A 16,372-nucleotide genomic window follows, 5' to 3' on the forward strand; every position below is an offset into this window, starting at 1 on the left:
ATGCTGACGAAAACATCGTTTCAAGGGAAGCTTAACAAAACCGAGAATCTGTTCATCCCGTTCGTCGTAGCAGGAGATCCTTCTCCGGAATATACAATTGAATTTGCGCTGAGGCTGCAGGAGCAGGGAGCGGACGTTCTGGAACTCGGTGTTCCCTACTCCGACCCGCTTGCTGATGGACCGACGATCCAGCGCGCGGCCAAACGGGCGTTGAACGCCGGCATGTCTCTGAGAAAAGCGATCCAGCTTGTTCCGGAACTCCGCAGGCACGGAGTGGAGATTCCTGTTGTGATCTTCACTTACTACAACCCTGTGCTGCAGATCGGCCATCAGGACTTCTTCAACCTGCTTGAAGAAAACGGCGTGGAAGGCGTTTTGATTCCAGACCTTCCTTTTGAAGAGAGTGAAGAAGTGCGGAGCATGGCTGTTGAGAAGGATGTCGAATTCATCTCCCTCGTCGCGCCGAATTCAGATACACGTATCCAGCAGATCGCAGAACATGCCCGCGGGTTCCTGTATTGTGTATCCTCCCTTGGTGTGACCGGCGGAAGCAGCGGAATGTCCGCAGAAGCGTTAACCTTCATTAAAAAAGTGAAGGAGCACAGCCAGGTCCCTGTGGCAGTCGGATTTGGAATTTCTACGAATGAGGATGTGAAGCTTGTTCGTGAACATGCCGACGGTGTCATTATCGGCAGTAAGATCATCCGGCTTATCGAAGCGGAGCTTGAAGTTATAGAAAAAGGGCAGAAGGAAGAAGCCCTGGACAGCTTTACGAAAGGCATTCAGGAACTCGTCAGAGATTGAGATAGATTGAGCAGAGAGGAGATGAGCAGAGTGATTTATATGATTGACCACTATGATTCATTCACGTATAACCTCGTCCAGTACCTGGGCGAGCTAGGTAAAGAGGTCGTCGTCCGCAGAAACGACGAAGCATCAGTTGAAGAAATTGAACAGCTGGATCCGGAGCTGATATTCCTGTCACCCGGACCGTGCTCTCCGGATGAGACGGGGGTCACGCTTGAAGTCATCGATCATTTTAAAACGAAGACACCGATTTTCGGCGTCTGCCTGGGCCATCAGTCGATTGCCCAGGTATTTGGTGGCAACGTCATCCGGGCGGAACGCCTGATGCACGGCAAGTCCTCCCGCGTCTTTCATGATGGCCGCGGTATTTATGAGGGCTTGAATAATCCAATGGAAGCGATGCGTTATCACTCCCTGATTGTCGAACTGGATTCCCTTCCTGATTGTTTCGAAATCAGCTCCACCACCGTTGAAGGAGAAATCATGGGGATACGCCATCTGGAATATCCTGTGGAAGGCGTGCAGTTCCATCCCGAATCCATCGGTACAAATGATGGTATGCAGCTTCTTAAAAATGTCATCGAACAACGGATGAAAGCTTTATTATAATAAAGAAGAAGACCGGTATGCCCATTCATACCGGTCTTCTTTTTTTAGGACTATAGAACTAATTTTACTACAAAATTCTGTCGCTCTTTTCCTTTTTTAACTGAACTTTCATAACAAAAAGACAACTTTTTGAGATGGTGCCCTTAACCTGCTTATCGAAGATTGTGAAAGATGAAACAAGCCCCAAAACGCCTGGAACTAACGCTTTTTTCCCAAGGTGTAATGCGTTTTCACAAATGCTGAAACTGTGTTAGGTTATAAAGTGTTGTGTTAGACGGGCAGTCACCGGCCGGTGGATAGATATTCATGTGCTCTAGGAAATCCAGCAGTAAAAAAACATCAGGAGATGATTCAGTCAGTATGGAATTGCAACAAGATCCAACTTTACTATGGTTTATTGCTATCTACGGGATTGTAATGATCGGCATCGGTGTAGTCATGTCGAAGAAAGTATCTGGAAGTGAGGACTTTGTCCTTGCCGGTAAAAGTCTCGGACCTTTTGTGCTTATGGGGACCCTGCTTGCTACGTGGACAGGAAGTGGAAGTATTTCCGGTGGGGAGACGTCGATGGCGTTCTCTTACGGTATTCTGCCTTCCTTGATGATGATGCTCCCAACGTTGGTCGGAATTATTATTCTTTATGTCGTCGCTCCTAAAATCCGGGCCTACGGGAAATTTACCGTCTCAGGAATTTTGGAAGCGAAATATGGACGAACGTCCCGAAACCTTGCGAGTGTTATTATCATCCTGGCCTATGTAGGGATTGTATCCTATCAGATGAAAGGCTTCGGCTTTATCTTGAATTTGACGACAGGGATGACCGTTCAGGCAGGAACAATCATCGGTGCAGGAATGATCATTTTCCTTGCGATGATCGGCGGACTTCGTTCGGTTTCCCAGACAGACGCCATCAGCGGCTTTTTGATGGTAGGTGGTTTAATCGTCACAGTTCCTACGATTATCATGGTCGCAGGCGGATGGAGTGAGATCGTCGCCAATGTGCCGGAAAGTCATATGACCTCTACAGGCGGACTGACAACCGTACAGATGATCGGTTATCTGCTGCCTTCCTTGTTCCTTCTGCTTGGTGACCAGAACATGTACCAGCGACTGGCCTCATCCAAAGGGGACAAGTCAGCCAAACGAGCTCAAATCGGCTGGTTGATCGCGATGCTGATCATTTCACCATCTATTTCTATCATCGCCTTTGCCTCCCGTTCCTTATTCCCGGACATTGATCCCGGAATGGCCCTTATGGCTACAACCGTAGCTATGCCTATGGCCATTGGTGGCGTTCTTCTGGCAGCTGCCGCGTCCTTTATCATTACGACCGGAAACTCGTATCTTTTGTCGGCAGCGACCAACTTAACCTACGACTTGTACGGCAAGTATGTGAATAAAGACGCTTCCGATAAGAAGCTGCTCACGATGACGCGGATCTTTATCGTAGCCCTTGGATTGTTTGCTTTTATCATTATCAGCTATTTCCCAACCGTGTTGAGTGTGCAGATGTACGCTTATACCGTCTACGGTGCCGGATTGACGCCGGCCGTTCTCGCCGTTTTCTTCTGGAAACGCGTAAACGCAGCAGGTGGTGTATCTTCCATGGTTGCTGGTGTTGTCACAACGCTTGTATGGGAGATCGTCCTGCAGAAGCCGTTTGACGTCAATAGTGTCGTCATCGCGGTCCCTGTAGCCGTTCTCGTCCTCATTATCGTTACCCTTTTAACATCGAAAAAAGGAGAGGCTGCCGCAGACGTGCGTGCATCCTAATTCAAGAAGACCTTCTGATTGTAATCAGAAGGTCTTCTTGTTGTAGAAAAAAAGTATAGCTTTTCGTAGGTCACGTCGTCACGTTCCGCTTATCGGTGGATGCCTGCCGCGGGCACGGCCTCAGCTAACGTGGGCAGGAAGATCACCTGCCCAAGTGGATCTTCGGCTCGCGCTGTTCCCGCAGGCGTCACCACCGAACGCTCCTCAAACCAACTATAGGCCATATGCGAACGGAAAGACCTTCTGATCTTAATCAGAAGGTCTTTTTTGAATTTTTTTGTCAAAAAGTATTGATAAAGAAATACGGACATGCTATTATCATACTTGTCTTCAATAAATACGGGGCATTAGCTCAGCTGGGAGAGCGCTACACTGGCAGTGTAGAGGTCAGCGGTTCGAGCCCGCTATGCTCCACTTATAAGGTACGATTAAAACCCTTCTTACTCAAAGTAAGAGGGGTTTTTTGTTTGAATATGTAGAATTTAGGAAAAAGACCTTTAATCTAACAAATTGGGGTGACAGCATGGGGAAAAGGAAAGTGAAAAACAGATGGCTCATCGCTTTATGTGCCGTCGGCATCCATATTTCCATCGGATCGGTGTATGCGTGGAGTAACTTTACGGGGCCGTTGAGTGAGGAATTCGGCTGGTCGGCCAGCCAGGTGCAGTTTACGTTCAGTGTCGCAATTTTATTTTTAGGTTTATCTGCTGCTTTTCTTGGCTGGTTTGTAGAAAAATACGGTCCGCGGGTGGCCGGTATAACGGCAGCGATTTTCTTCGGAATCGGTGTCGCGGGATCAGGGATTGCGGTACAGGCCGGATCGCTCTGGCTGCTGTACTTTTTTTATGGGGTTCTTGGTGGGATCGGTCTTGGAGTGGGCTATATCGCACCGGTATCCACGCTTGTTAAATGGTTCCCGGACCGTCGTGGACTGGCGACCGGCATGGCGATTATGGGCTTTGGCTTCGCCGCTGCAATTGCCAGTCCGCTGATGAACTTTTTTATCAATCAGACAGGCATTGCCGCAACCTTCTACATTCTCGGTATCTCTTATTTTGTCGTTATGATTGGTTCTTCCCTGTATCTGTCCCGTCCGCCGGAGGACTGGGTTCCGGAGGGCTACGACCCCAAGGAACAGGAGTCTTCGGATAAACAGGACCTCGCTAATATGCGGGCGAAGGAAGCGGTCAAGACGAAGCGTTTTTATTACTTATGGGTAATGCTCTTCATCAATGTGACGTGCGGGATCGCCGTCATCTCCGCCGCCAAGCCGCTGCTTGAGGAAAGTGTCGGTGTAGCAGCTGGGACAGCGGCGACACTTGTGGGCGTGATGGGGATCTTTAACGGTCTCGGCCGGATTGGGTGGGCGAGTGCGTCGGACTATATCGGCCGTGGAAATACGTATTTAGCATTTTTCGTTCTGCAGATTGGTCTTTTCCTGATTGTGCCTTATACATCCATTACATGGGTGTTCGTCGTGGCGTTTTCGGTCATTTACACTTGCTACGGTGGAGGATTTGCAGCGATGCCGGCCTTTATCGGCGACTTGTTCGGAACGAAGGAGCTTGGTGCCATTCACGGGTACATTTTGACCGCATGGGCAGCTGCGGGACTTGCCGGTCCTGTGTTTGCAGCATGGATGAAAGATACGACAGGCAGTTATGAGAACAGCTTGATCTACTTTGCCGGGTTGTTTGTGATCGCCCTCGTCGTTTCCATCCTAACGAAGCGTGACGAAAAACAGAAACGCCAAGCGCTGAAGGAAGAATCGCGCACAGCGTAATAGAGAGGAAACCCGGGTCTCATTCTCTGGGTTTCCTTTTTTTAGTGGGAGGCGTAGAATGGGATTCATATATAGATAGATAAGGGGAGGAGAGCGGGATGATTCAAAGGTTGAACCGGCTGCTGCAGAAGCTGATGCCCTACATCACACCTGCAGCTGTCGTTTTCGGTGTGATCTTCGCCAGGTGGCTTGAACCGCTTGTTTTTCTTGTACCATGGATCTTTGCTGTTATGACCTTTGCCGGCAGCCTTGGTTCCAATTTTACTGATTTGAAAAACGTGCTGCGTCATCCGTTCGGGTTAATCATCTGTCTTCTCGTTTTACATATACTCATGCCGGTCATCGCCCTTGGAACAGGAGCGCTATTTTTCAGCGGGGATGTGAACACAACCATCGGGCTTGTTTTATCCTTTGTCATTCCAACCGGGATAACGTCGCTGATCTGGGTATCGATCTATAAAGGAAACGTCGTGCTGACGCTGTCAATTATTCTGGTGGACACGATGCTTGCTCCGTTTATCGTTCCGGTCGTTATGAAGCTCCTCGTCGGAAATGCGGTGGAAATGGATGCGCTGTCGATTATGATGGGTCTGCTCTGGATGATTGTGATTCCATCGCTCCTCGGGATGTGTGTGAACCAGTGGGGAAAAAGGGAATGGACGGAGCGTTTGGAGAGGAGCCTGGCTCCCACAACCAAACTTGGCATTGCTTCTGTCGTGATGATCAACAGTTCAGCGGTCGCTCCTTACTTGAAGGAAATGAACGGGAAGCTGGCAGCGACAGCGCTGACGGTGTTCCTTCTGGCTGTCCTGGCTTACACGCTCGGCTTCTGGTCAGCAAAGCTTGCGAAGCTTGAGAACGAGAGTATCCTATCGCTCACGTTCAACAGCGGTATGCGCAACATAAGTGGAGGAGCCGTTATCGCGATTACCTATTTTCCCGCAGCGGCCGCTGTGCCAGTCATCGTCGGAATGCTGTTTCAGCAGGTGCTCGCTTCGTTTGCCGGGAAATTTTTCGAAAAGCGGGCGGTACGGGTGAAAGAGGCCGGTTAATCGATATCATGCAGATTTGGCTGATATATCCGGAAAAATGTTGATATCTCACCAATATGGATCGATCTATTCAAGAAACGACCGATATATCGATCTGATTGACCTGGGAACACGAAAAAAGCTACCGCTTCGTCAGGAGACTACTGAAAAACTCCTTCCTATCAAGAGAAGGGGGTAAAGGTGGTTATTGCTTCTCACGAATCGCTTGTCGATGGATGTTTGCCGCGGGCACGGCCTCAGCTGACTTGGTCAAGAAGATCATTGGACCAAGTGGATCTTCGGCTCGCGCTGTTTCCGCAGGCGTCACCATCGAACGCTCATCGTGGAATCAACGGTGTCCCACCTAAAAAGAGTGATTTTCTTTAATTTATAAATCAAAGAAAATCACTCTTTTTTCTTATACGATGAAAAGAATACATGAAAGTGAGGGATTCCATGTTAGATCGTCAATCATCCATACCTTTCACAAATCCTCAGTTTTTCAGTGGCCTTCTTCGTTAGCGGACGCTTGTTTTATACACCACGTTTGTTTCCCCAGACGAGGGCGTGCACCTGTGGCAGCACGCGTACATGATTCAAGTTTTTCGAGGCCGTCACCTTGTCAATCAGCCATTCATACTGGTCAAGCAGGTGAGAGGCAAGGCTGCCTGGTTTCTCTTCTACAAGGTCATCATTGCCGACTTGTAAAAAGAAAGGAACGTCCGGGTAACGCTGATGCACGGTTTCCGCATACGTCAGATCCTCATCGTTAAAAATAACGACCTTCAGACTAACATGCGAGGAGCGCCCCTGCTCCTGAAGCCTCTGGATGATGTCATCGAGCACGTCCCAGTTTGTCGTCATCAGCGAGCTCGGCGGTTTTGGTGAAATCGTTAAATCATCAATGTCCACAAACCAGTCCTGCCACCGGCTTCCCTGCGTTTCTAGGGCCACTTCAATGCCGCGTTCATGCAGCGGCTGAATAAGCTCATGCAGGTTTTTCAAAAGGGCGGGGTTTCCACCGGAGATGGTGACGTGATCGAATCGGTCGCCGCCTTCTTCTACCAGTCGGTCGATGATGTTATCGGCTGTCAGGCGTTCGATATCCTCTTTGGCACTGCCATCCCACGTGAAGGCGGAGTCGCACCAGGCGCAGCTGTAATCACAGCCGGCTGTCCGGACGAACATCGTTTTCCGGCCGACGACCATTCCTTCGCCTTGTATGGTCGGTCCGAATATTTCGAGTACAGGGAACTTATGCATCGTTCATCCACTCCCGTCGGGCTTCCGCGTAGCTTGTCGGTGTTTCATACAGCTTTACAAATTCAACGCGGTAATCATTGGGGTAGGAACGAAGCGACTCCTGCATTTGTTCATAAATCCAGACGACCATGTTCTCTGCCGTTGTATTCATCTGCGGAAGCGTATCGTTCAAGTACCTGTGATCGAGGTGGACTTCAATTTCGTCCTTCCAGATTTTCTTGATATCACCGAAGTCGATCACAAGGCCGATCTCATCGGTATAGCCACTGATGCCGAAGATAACTTTGTACGTATGTCCATGCAGGTTTTTGCACTTGCCTTCATAACAGTGGAGGTGGTGGGCGGCGTCAAAGGTGAATTCCTTGCTCACCATCACCCGTTTCTGGTGGTATTTCAACTCATGACGCTTAATATCTTCATCGATTTTCTGCAGGTTTTCCACGATCGTAAATCCGTACATCGTTACGCCTCCTTCCGCTCAGATAAATAGTTTTCCAAACCCTGTCTGCGCAGGTCGCAGGCGGGACATTCTCCACAACCGTCTCCGCGTACACCGTTATAGCAGGTGAGGGTTTTTTCGCGTACGTAGGAAAAGGCGTTCAGGTCATCGGCCATTTTCCACGTCTGCGCTTTATCCAGCCACATGAGCGGGGTATGGATGACGAATTCATCGTCCATCGACAGGTTCAGGGAAACGTTCAGTGATTTAACGAACACATCGCGGCAGTCGGGATACCCGCTGAAGTCCGTTTCGCATACACCAGTAATAATGTGCTTGGCACCAATCTGACGGGCGAGAATCGTAGCGAAAGATAGGAATAGAAGGTTTCTTCCTGGGACGAATGTGGAAGGAAGCTCTCCGTCTTCTCCGTCTTTAACGTCGATATCGTCCCGGGTCAGCGCGTTTGGGGCAAGCTGATTCAACAGCGACATGTCGAGGACGTGCTGACGGACACCCAGGTCTCCGGCGATCTCCTCTGCCACTTCGATTTCCTGTTTATGACGCTGATTATAGTCAAAAGTGACCACTTCCACGTGATCAAACTGTTCTAAAGCCCAGAAAAGGCAGGTCGTGCTGTCTTGTCCGCCGCTGAACACGACGACGGCTTTCTTGTTTTTTTCCATAAAAAAATTCTCCTTTCAATCATGAAAAAGAGAATTCTACACACCCAAAACCATAAAAAAACCGCACCTAAGGCAAGGTACAGTTCCATCCTTAGTTTTTTATAGAGGGTGTCGCTAGAACCTCTCCTGCTTATTCAGCAGATTTTATGAAACTATCTGCCATTGTATCACATCTCTACGAAGGGAAACAGAAATTTCTGAGATTCCTAATGAGATATTGTGAAATATTTCACAAAGTGGTCACTCTCTTTTCCATTCTTTTCCGATATAATGAAAGTATCAAGAGGTAAGGGTGTGGGTAGGATGACATTTCTTCAATTAATCACGGCACTGATGCCGGTGGCTGCCGTCTTTATTCTATTGGTCTTATGCCGTTTTCCGGCGGTACGTGCCATGCCGGTCAGTCTCCTTGTCGTTGCTTTATCCGCCGTCTTCATTTGGAAGGTGCCTTTGATCAGGGCGGCTGCGGCCTCCCTTGAAGGCATCATGATTGCCGTGTCTATATTATGGATTGTATTTGGCGCGGTGCTTCTTTTGAATACTTTGAAAAACAGTGGCGCACTCGGAGTGATTCGTACCGGTTTTTCCGGGATTACGAGTGACCGCAGGGTCCAGCTGATTATCATCGCCTGGCTGTTCGGGTCCTTCATTGAAGGGGCGGCCGGATTTGGAACGCCTGCCGCGATTGCTGCGCCTTTGCTCCTGACACTCGGATTTCCGGCGCTCGCTGCCGTCTCTCTTGCTTTGATCGCGGACAGCAGTGCAGTATCCTTTGGAGCTGTGGGGACACCGTTAATTGTAGGAGTGGACCAGGGATTGAGACAGGGGGAAGCGGTGGCCGAACCCGTCCGGCAGGCCCTTGGCAGTCAGACATTAACACAATTTGTATATGAGGTCGCTCAATCTGCCGTTCTGATGGACTTGTTTATCGGCAGTTTTATCCCCCTTGTGCTCGTATTGATTCTTACGAAGCTCTTCGGTGAAAACCGCTCCTTAAGAGAAGGTCTTGAAATCTGGAAATTTGCCCTTTTTGCCGGGGTAAGCTTTACGCTTCCCGCTTTACTTGTCGTTCATCTGCTTGGACCGGAATTTCCGTCCATCATCGGCGGCCTTGTCGGCTTGGCACTCGTCGTTCCGGCAGCTAAAAAAGGGTTCCTTCTTCCGGATGAACCCTGGGATTTCGGAAAAAGGGAGGAAGATGAAGCGGTGGAGGAAATCAGCGCCAACGCTGTCACCATGCCTTTATACAAAGCATGGGTTCCTTATATCGTTGTTGCTGTCCTGCTCGTTCTGACCCGGGTGAATGTTCTTCCTCTGAAAAGCTGGCTGACCTCTGTGTCTGTAACATGGAACGATATTTTAGGAACAGGCATCACAACTTCTTTTCAGCCCTTCTATCTTCCTGGAACGATTTTTGCCGTTGCTGTCTTGTTCACTATTTTTTATCACAGGATGAGAAGGAAAGAAGTGCTGGAAACATTGAAAACGTCCGCGCATACCATGGTGGGGAGTGCTGTAGCCCTGGGCACAGCGGTTCCGATGGTGCGGATCTTCATCAATTCCGGCGTGAACGACGCAGGCCTTGCCAGTATGCCGATGGAGCTTGCCGAGATTGTTTCTGCTTCTGTTGGAGAAGCCTGGCCGCTGGCCGCTCCTGTAATCGGTGCGCTCGGTTCTTTCATATCCGGCAGTGCGACATTCAGCAATATGATGTTTTCTTTATTCCAATTCAGCGTAGCGGATCAGATCCAGGTCGCTCCGCAGCAGGTAACGGCTCTGCAAGTGCTCGGTTCCAATGCGGGTAACATGGTGTGCATCCTCAATGTTGTGGCCGCTGCCTCTGTCGTAAACCTCGTCGGTGAAGAAGGAACAATCATCCGTTTGACGATGATTCCGATGCTCCTCTATGTAGTCATGGCGGGTGTAATCGGTATGGCGGCTGTCTATCTACTTTAATCCTCATTTGGATTTGAAAACGGTCCACCAGAAGGCGGGCCGTTTTCAAAGAATAAAAGTAAAGTTTTTCAGATTTGCTTGTTGACTTCCTCTGTATATTTTGTATAATTATAAACAATAAATAATAAAAATACATTCGAAGACGAAGAAAGTACGTATGGATGCTGGTCTTACAGCGAGTCGGGGTTGGTGGAAGCCTGATGGCCATTCATAGGGAAACGCACTTCCGAGAAGTTTGGTGAACGCGAGTAGCCGGAACCGGGATCCCCCGTTATCAGTATTGAGCTGGTCTATGTTTCATAGACAATGAGAGTGGCACCGCGGATGTGAACGATAAAATCCGTCTCTTACGATTAGTAGGAGACGGGTTTTTTTAATGGACAAAAATATGAAGGAGGACGTTATAATGACAAAACCAAAGGTTGTATTAGCATATTCTGGTGGATTGGATACTTCGATTTCTGTGAAATGGATCCAGGAGAAGTACGGCTATGATGTGATTGCACTCGGGCTTGATGTTGGAGAAGGGAAGGACCTTGAGGCCATCCGTCAGAAAGCGCTGGATGTCGGAGCAATCAAGGCCATCATGGTCAATGCCAAAGAAATCCTTGCTGAGGAATATTTGATGCCTGCCTTGAAAGCCAACGCCTTGTATGAAGGTAAATATCCGTTATCTTCTGCCTTGTCCCGTCCACTTATTTCCAAACTTCTTGTAGAGGTTGCAGAACAGGAAGGAGCAGTGGCAGTCGCTCACGGTTGTACAGGAAAAGGGAACGACCAGGTTCGTTTTGAAGTTTCCATCCAGGCGCTGAATCCGGAGCTTGAAGTCATTGCTCCTGTCAGAGAGTGGGGAATGACTCGTGATGAGCAGATCGTTTACGCAGAGGAAAAAGGGATTCCGATTCCTGTGAATCTGGAAAATCCGTTTTCCATCGATGCCAACATCTGGGGCCGTGCCTGCGAAGCCGGCGTCCTGGAGGATCCATGGCAGGAAGCGCCGGAAGCGGCTTACGCCTGGACCAACCCGCTTGAAAAAACACCGGATACACCGGAAATCCTTGATATCGATTTCAAAGAAGGTAAGCCGGTCGCTTTGAACGGGGAAGCGATGGACATTGTGCCATTGATTGAAAAGCTGAATGAGCTCGGAGGTCTGCATGGGGTCGGAAGAATCGATCATACCGAAAACCGCTTAGTCGGGATCAAATCAAGAGAAGTGTATGAAAACCCGGCCGCCATGATTTTGATCAATGCCCATAAAGAACTGGAATTCCTTACCCTGACCCGTGAAGTATCCCAGTATAAAACGAATGTGGATCAGCAGCTGTCCAAAATGATTTATGATGGTCTCTGGTATTCTCCGCTTCAGCCGGCCTTGTCCGCCTTTGTGGAAACAACCCAGCAGGTTGTCACAGGAACGGTGAAGGTGAAATTGTTTAAAGGCCATGCGATTGTCATCGGGAAGAAGTCACCGGTCAGCCTTTACAATGAAGAGTTGTCCACGTATTCCAAGGAAGATGCTTTTGATCACAACGCAGCCGTCGGTTTCATCAAGCTGTGGGGACTGCCGACAAAAGTCCACGCGGATGTGCATAAAAAGAAGCTGATCGATCAGGCAGCGGTGAAGGTCAATGAGTAAACTGTGGGGCGGACGCTTTACAAAACCAACCAATCAGCTGGTCGAAGAGTATACCTCTTCGATCGGCTTTGATCAAAAGCTGGCCCTCCAGGATATCAAAGGAAGCCTCGCTCACGTGGAGATGATCGCCCACTGTGACATCATTTCCAATGAAGAGAAAAACCAGATCATCCGCGGGCTTCACACGATCCAGGGGAAAATCGAAAACGAGGATGTGGAATATTCCGTAGCGGATGAAGACATTCATATGAACATCGAAAAGCTATTAATAGAAGAAATCGGTCCTGTCGGGGGCAAGCTCCACACCGGAAGAAGCCGGAATGATCAGGTCGCCACGGATATGCACCTGTACCTCCGTGAGAAAACGGAGGCCATCATTGAGCTTGTGGAAAATGTCCAGACAGCGCTGCTGAAGCAGGCCGAGGGAAACGTGGAAACGATTCTTCCAGGGTATACCCATCTGCAGCGGGCGCAGCCCATTTCGTTTGCCCACCATGTGCTCGCCTACTTTTGGATGTTTGAACGTGACAAAGACCGGCTGCAGGACAGCTTGAAGCGGATCAATTGGTCTCCGCTTGGGGCTGCAGCACTTGCCGGAACGCCTTACCCGATCGACCGGCAGATGAGTGCGGATCTCCTCGGGTTTGAAAAGGTATATCCAAACTCTCTGGATGCGGTGAGCGATCGTGACTTTATTCTCGAATTTCTGTCGATTTCATCAATTATGATTACGCACATTTCCCGCCTTTCTGAGGAATTGATTTTATGGAGCAGCGAAGAGTTCAACTTTGTTGAGCTTGATGATGAATTCTGTACCGGTTCAAGCATTATGCCTCAGAAGAAAAACCCGGACGTGCCCGAGCTTCTCCGTGGAAAAACGGGACGTATTTATGGAAACCTGATGGGGCTGCTGACCCTTTTGAAAGGGCTGCCGCTCGCCTACAACAAGGATATGCAGGAAGATAAGGAAGGCATGTTCGACACGGTCGACACTTTGGAAGGGGCACTGGCGCTGCTTGCTCCGATGCTTGATTCCATGGAAGTGAAGGCAGGCGAAATGAAAAAAGCAGTGAAAGAGGATTACTCCAACGCCACTGACATTGCCGATTATCTGGCTGTGAAAGGCCTGCCTTTCCGTCAGGCTCATGAAGTGATTGGAAAGATTGTGTTGTACGCCATTCAGGAAGGACGCTATCTCCTGGATCTTTCCATGGAGGAGTACCAGCAGTTTTCTGAGTTGTTCGAAGCGGATATTTATGACAAGCTCGCTCCGGAACACGTGGTTGCTGCAAGGAACAGTGAAGGCGGCACCGGCTTTGAACAGGTTCACGTTCAAATTAAAACGGCAAAAGAGCACCTCTACGAATAAGAGGTGCTCAGCCTGTAGAGAACATTTTTGTTTTCAAAGTGTTGTACTTGTGCACATTTTGAATCCTATTGAAAAAAGCTGTCGAAGACTTTTTCGGCAGCCTTTTTTGATGGACTTCAGGGCTCCAGTTTTTTCTCCTGTGATGATGCATGATGCATAGAGGGTTTTCTGTTCATCATTCGATCAGGTTACGAAGAGTGTTCGGTGGTGACGCCTGCGGGAACAGCACGGGCTGAAGATCCACTTGGTCAAGTGATCTTTTTGACCAAGTTAGCTGAAGCCGTGCCCGCGGCAAGCATCCACCGATAAACGGCTCGTGACCATTCACAACGACATAGGGCCGCTTGTCGAGATGACAGGTGCTCTTTTTGTATGGAGGTTTGAAAGGGTTTGCTTAAGGATACTATATCCATACTAACTATATTAAGAGAGGAAGAAAACGATGTCTAAAACCGTTCAAGCTTATTTCCAGACAGAAAATGATGCCGAAAGCGCTAAAGCCGATCTGCAGTCGTTGTCCGTTCAACAGGAAATGGTGGAGGCCATCCCGGAAGATGCGGACCTGACCCCGGTTGTCCCTGTAGCAGGCTCTGCCAATACAGGCGGCGGGACATTCAATTTCACAGAGGTCATCACTCCAAAGCACGATCGTGAGGAAGCCTTATCCGACAAAAGGCATTTGACCCATGTGCTCCACTTCTCCGTGAAGGAAGAAGAATATGAACGGGCCGTTGTGGTCATTAAAGATCATAATGGACATATGAATCGAAACGATTTTGATGATGAGTAAATCCCGTGCGGGGACGTTCCCCGCCGGGATTTTCACATATAGAGACTGGCAAGGAAGATGCCGATGGATTCCTGATAAATTTCATCAAACTGTTCAAGTGGAAGAGGATTGACGCCCTGCCCGAGCTCCACGGTGAATCCCGGCTGGCGGAAATCCTGGATGAACCAGTCTTTGTAGCCGGCATAACTGTCCACGAAACGAATCGGTTCATAGCCGCTCACCCGGCTGAATTCTTTTACTATGGTCATGGCCCGGGGAGGTTCAAGCCCTTCATATCCCCAGTAAATGACCTCTCCCTGCGTATGAAAAGCGAGCATCTTCGAAAACTTTCTCTTCCTGGCAAGCTCCGCCATTGCCACAGCTTCCGGTTCACTCAAAGGTTCATAGCCGGGAAAATCCCTGAACGCAGGTTCTTCAGGTTTACGCTCTGCTTCGACTTCCCATTTGGCAGGGAATTGATTATTGAGATCCACACCGCGGATATTCGCTTTCCATCCGGAAAAGTCCCGGCTTCCTTCATTAATAGCAAGCGCGGCTTCTCCGACCTCACCTTCAGGCGGACCGTTCAGGACAAGATCTACGCCATCCGGGTCCACCATCGGTACAATCGACAAGGTAATCCGGTTGTACAATGGCTGGACATCCATGCCGCGGATCGATTCTTTGTTGGTGAGTGCAAGTAAATAATCATTCAGAAACTGCATGATGACTCCGGTTGTAATCCACTCATTGGCATGAAAGGATCCATTCCAGTGCACGTACTCGTTCCCTCGGCCGATCCGCAGTTCCTGAAGCTCTTTTCCCATGACCGACTGTCCGATGCTGGACCGCCGGATGAACGGATAAAGGTCAAACAGGGCACGAAGGTCCTCTGATAATACAGCAGACGTGTAGGGGCGGTTTCCGTTAACAATCCGGGTCGATACACGTTCCGGGAGGAGAAGGAATCCGCCGAGCGGAAGCGCGTCGGGATCGGCGTCCGGGTTTAATAGAAACAGCGCATCTAATGAGAGACGATTTTCACCGGCCAGCTTCCATAACGTGTCCCCCTGCGCAATGGTATACGCAGTAGTACGCCAGCCGGGGATTTTAATGGTCTGACCAATTTGAAGAGCTTCAGGCGTGAGCCCGGGATTGGAATCCATGAGCAGTGGGAGAGGAATATTGAAAAGTCCGGCATAGTACCAGAGCGAATCCCCTTTTCTTACTTGTACGTCCAATACAATTCCCCCTTACCGATATATCTTTATTCTATGTATATGGATTGTCCCCGTCCGGCATGAACAAGGACGCTCTCAAGAAAAAAGCTGCCCGGCGTGGGCAGCTTTTTTCTTACGTAATGTCTTTTTTGGAAATGTACCAATCGATATAATCAATATCCTCCTGTTCAGAACGTTTGGCGGCTTCCTCCTGGGATTTTGGTGGAGAAACGACGGCCTTGTCTCCTTCCTGCCAGTTCGCGGGCGTAGAAACGCCGTATTCATCGGTCGTCTTCAGAGCTTTAACAAGGCGTAGAATTTCCTGCATATTCCGTCCTGTCGTAAGTGGATAATAGATGATCGAGCGGATCTTCTGCTGGTCATCAATAACAAAGACAGCCCGGCTCGTCTCTACCTGACTCTCCCCAGGCATAATCATGCCGTACTTCATTGAGACTTCCTTATCCAGATCGGCAATGACAGGGAACTCGATGGACGTGTTGAAATTTTCTTCGATGCTGCGGATCCAGGCGATGTGGGAGTTTACAGAATCGACGCTTAAGCCAAGCAGCTCGGTGTTAAGCTGATGCAGTTCAGGATAAATCTCTTGAAAGCCGACAAACTCTGTCGTACAGACCGGCGTGAAATCGGAAGGGTGGGAAAACAGCACGAGCCATTTTCCTTTGTAATCCTTCAAACTGATATTTCCGTGGTTGGTGGGTGCTTCAAAATAAGGAGCACGGTCCCCGATTCTCGGCATCGTGACTTGAGAAACTTCTGTATCAAACTGAGCCATTATTTTTCCTCCTTGGTAGGAATTTCTTTTCTGTATGTCTCATTCCACAAATGAGAGCGCTTAATCTTTCTGTGGAAAGAATGAATCAAAAGTCCGCCCTGTCGAAGGAGCACAGAATTTTTATAGTTTTTCTTGAGAGAAGGAGGTGGAACGGTGTTTTTTCAGGTATACTACGGGAAGGTATGTATACAGGAAGATTTTATTGAAGGAAGAAGGATAAGTAGTGAAAAAA

General features: G+C 49.0%; 14 protein-coding genes, 1 tRNA gene, 1 riboswitch and 1 other annotated feature. Of the genes, 10 read left to right on the plus strand and 5 right to left on the minus strand.

Annotated features, from left to right (window positions below):
• The 6 genes from trpA to ACXAD6_RS03375 all read left to right on the plus strand — a co-directional run bounded on the left by trpA (position 1) and on the right by ACXAD6_RS03375 (position 6,024).
• Entirely contained in the window at positions 1–804 is an 804-nt protein-coding gene (gene trpA / locus ACXAD6_RS03350; RefSeq protein ID WP_474967643.1) for a tryptophan synthase subunit alpha, read from the plus strand.
• A gap of 30 nt (positions 805–834) precedes the next feature.
• Positions 835–1,416, plus strand: a complete 582-nt coding sequence (locus ACXAD6_RS03355; RefSeq protein ID WP_474967644.1) for an anthranilate synthase component II — start codon at positions 835–837, stop codon at positions 1,414–1,416.
• A 360-nt stretch (positions 1,417–1,776) separates the two neighbouring features.
• Complete coding sequence (locus tag ACXAD6_RS03360) at positions 1,777–3,189, plus strand: sodium:solute symporter family protein (protein ID WP_474967645.1); 1,413 nt, start codon at positions 1,777–1,779, stop codon at positions 3,187–3,189.
• 341 nt (positions 3,190–3,530) lie between these two features.
• A tRNA-Ala gene (locus tag ACXAD6_RS03365) sits at positions 3,531–3,603 on the plus strand.
• A 124-nt stretch (positions 3,604–3,727) separates the two neighbouring features.
• Positions 3,728–4,972, plus strand: coding sequence for an L-lactate MFS transporter (locus tag ACXAD6_RS03370; protein ID WP_474967646.1), 1,245 nt, complete (start codon positions 3,728–3,730; stop codon positions 4,970–4,972).
• 98 nt (positions 4,973–5,070) lie between these two features.
• Positions 5,071–6,024, plus strand: a complete 954-nt coding sequence (locus tag ACXAD6_RS03375; protein ID WP_474967647.1) for a bile acid:sodium symporter family protein — start codon at positions 5,071–5,073, stop codon at positions 6,022–6,024.
• A 513-nt stretch (positions 6,025–6,537) separates the two neighbouring features.
• On the opposite strand, the gene queE is transcribed toward ACXAD6_RS03375, so the two are convergent.
• The 3 genes from queE to queC are packed head-to-tail and all read right to left on the minus strand — an operon-like array spanning position 6,538 to position 8,391.
• Positions 6,538–7,266, minus strand: coding sequence for a 7-carboxy-7-deazaguanine synthase QueE (queE, locus tag ACXAD6_RS03380; protein WP_474967648.1), 729 nt, complete (start codon positions 7,264–7,266; stop codon positions 6,538–6,540).
• Positions 7,259–7,726 carry a 6-carboxytetrahydropterin synthase QueD gene (queD, locus tag ACXAD6_RS03385; protein ID WP_474967649.1) on the minus strand — a complete coding sequence of 156 codons (468 nt, stop codon included), beginning with the start codon at positions 7,724–7,726 and terminating at the stop codon, positions 7,259–7,261. Before queD ends, queE begins: the two co-directional genes overlap by 8 nt.
• A gap of 2 nt (positions 7,727–7,728) precedes the next feature.
• Positions 7,729–8,391 carry a 7-cyano-7-deazaguanine synthase QueC gene (queC, locus tag ACXAD6_RS03390; protein WP_474967650.1) on the minus strand — a complete coding sequence of 221 codons (663 nt, stop codon included), beginning with the start codon at positions 8,389–8,391 and terminating at the stop codon, positions 7,729–7,731.
• Positions 8,392–8,476: 85 nt separating this feature from the next.
• Positions 8,477–8,521, minus strand: a riboswitch (PreQ1 riboswitch).
• Between the two features lie 173 nt (positions 8,522–8,694).
• On the opposite strand from queC, the gene ACXAD6_RS03395 reads away from it, so the two are divergent.
• The 4 genes from ACXAD6_RS03395 (at position 8,695) to ACXAD6_RS03410 (ending at position 14,145) form a co-directional block, all read left to right on the plus strand.
• Positions 8,695–10,347, plus strand: coding sequence for an L-lactate permease (locus ACXAD6_RS03395; protein WP_474970356.1), 1,653 nt, complete (start codon positions 8,695–8,697; stop codon positions 10,345–10,347).
• Between the two features lie 130 nt (positions 10,348–10,477).
• Positions 10,478–10,698, plus strand: a binding site (T-box leader).
• A gap of 55 nt (positions 10,699–10,753) precedes the next feature.
• Complete coding sequence (locus ACXAD6_RS03400) at positions 10,754–11,986, plus strand: argininosuccinate synthase (protein WP_474967651.1); 1,233 nt, start codon at positions 10,754–10,756, stop codon at positions 11,984–11,986.
• Complete coding sequence (argH, locus tag ACXAD6_RS03405; RefSeq protein WP_474967652.1) at positions 11,979–13,355, plus strand: argininosuccinate lyase; 1,377 nt, start codon at positions 11,979–11,981, stop codon at positions 13,353–13,355. The genes ACXAD6_RS03400 and argH overlap by 8 nt, the downstream gene beginning before the upstream one ends.
• Before the next feature lie 442 nt (positions 13,356–13,797).
• Positions 13,798–14,145, plus strand: coding sequence for a hypothetical protein (locus ACXAD6_RS03410; RefSeq protein ID WP_474967653.1), 348 nt, complete (start codon positions 13,798–13,800; stop codon positions 14,143–14,145).
• Positions 14,146–14,177: 32 nt separating this feature from the next.
• On the opposite strand, the gene ACXAD6_RS03415 is transcribed toward ACXAD6_RS03410, so the two are convergent.
• Together ACXAD6_RS03415 and ACXAD6_RS03420 are read right to left on the minus strand one after the other, a co-directional pair.
• Positions 14,178–15,365 carry a M14 family metallopeptidase gene (locus tag ACXAD6_RS03415; RefSeq protein WP_474967654.1) on the minus strand — a complete coding sequence of 396 codons (1,188 nt, stop codon included), beginning with the start codon at positions 15,363–15,365 and terminating at the stop codon, positions 14,178–14,180.
• A gap of 112 nt (positions 15,366–15,477) precedes the next feature.
• Complete coding sequence (locus ACXAD6_RS03420; RefSeq protein ID WP_474967655.1) at positions 15,478–16,140, minus strand: peroxiredoxin; 663 nt, start codon at positions 16,138–16,140, stop codon at positions 15,478–15,480.
• Between the last annotated feature and the right edge of the window lie 232 nt (positions 16,141–16,372).

It is taken from the genome of Halobacillus sp. ABH2_015, from assembly GCF_056158945.1.

Coding starts and splice junctions, on each gene's coding strand:
- trpA (WP_474967643.1), top strand. CDS start 1: ATGCTGACGAAAACATCGTTTCAAGGGAAGCTTAACAAAACCGAGAAT.
- ACXAD6_RS03360 (WP_474967645.1), top strand. CDS start 1,777: ATGGAATTGCAACAAGATCCAACTTTACTATGGTTTATTGCTATCTAC.
- ACXAD6_RS03375 (WP_474967647.1), top strand. CDS start 5,071: ATGATTCAAAGGTTGAACCGGCTGCTGCAGAAGCTGATGCCCTACATC.
- queE (WP_474967648.1), bottom strand. CDS start 7,266: ATGCATAAGTTCCCTGTACTCGAAATATTCGGACCGACCATACAAGGC.
- queD (WP_474967649.1), bottom strand. CDS start 7,726: ATGTACGGATTTACGATCGTGGAAAACCTGCAGAAAATCGATGAAGAT.
- queC (WP_474967650.1), bottom strand. CDS start 8,391: ATGGAAAAAAACAAGAAAGCCGTCGTCGTGTTCAGCGGCGGACAAGAC.
- ACXAD6_RS03395 (WP_474970356.1), top strand. CDS start 8,695: ATGACATTTCTTCAATTAATCACGGCACTGATGCCGGTGGCTGCCGTC.
- ACXAD6_RS03400 (WP_474967651.1), top strand. CDS start 10,754: ATGACAAAACCAAAGGTTGTATTAGCATATTCTGGTGGATTGGATACT.
- argH (WP_474967652.1), top strand. CDS start 11,979: ATGAGTAAACTGTGGGGCGGACGCTTTACAAAACCAACCAATCAGCTG.
- ACXAD6_RS03410 (WP_474967653.1), top strand. CDS start 13,798: ATGTCTAAAACCGTTCAAGCTTATTTCCAGACAGAAAATGATGCCGAA.
- ACXAD6_RS03420 (WP_474967655.1), bottom strand. CDS start 16,140: ATGGCTCAGTTTGATACAGAAGTTTCTCAAGTCACGATGCCGAGAATC.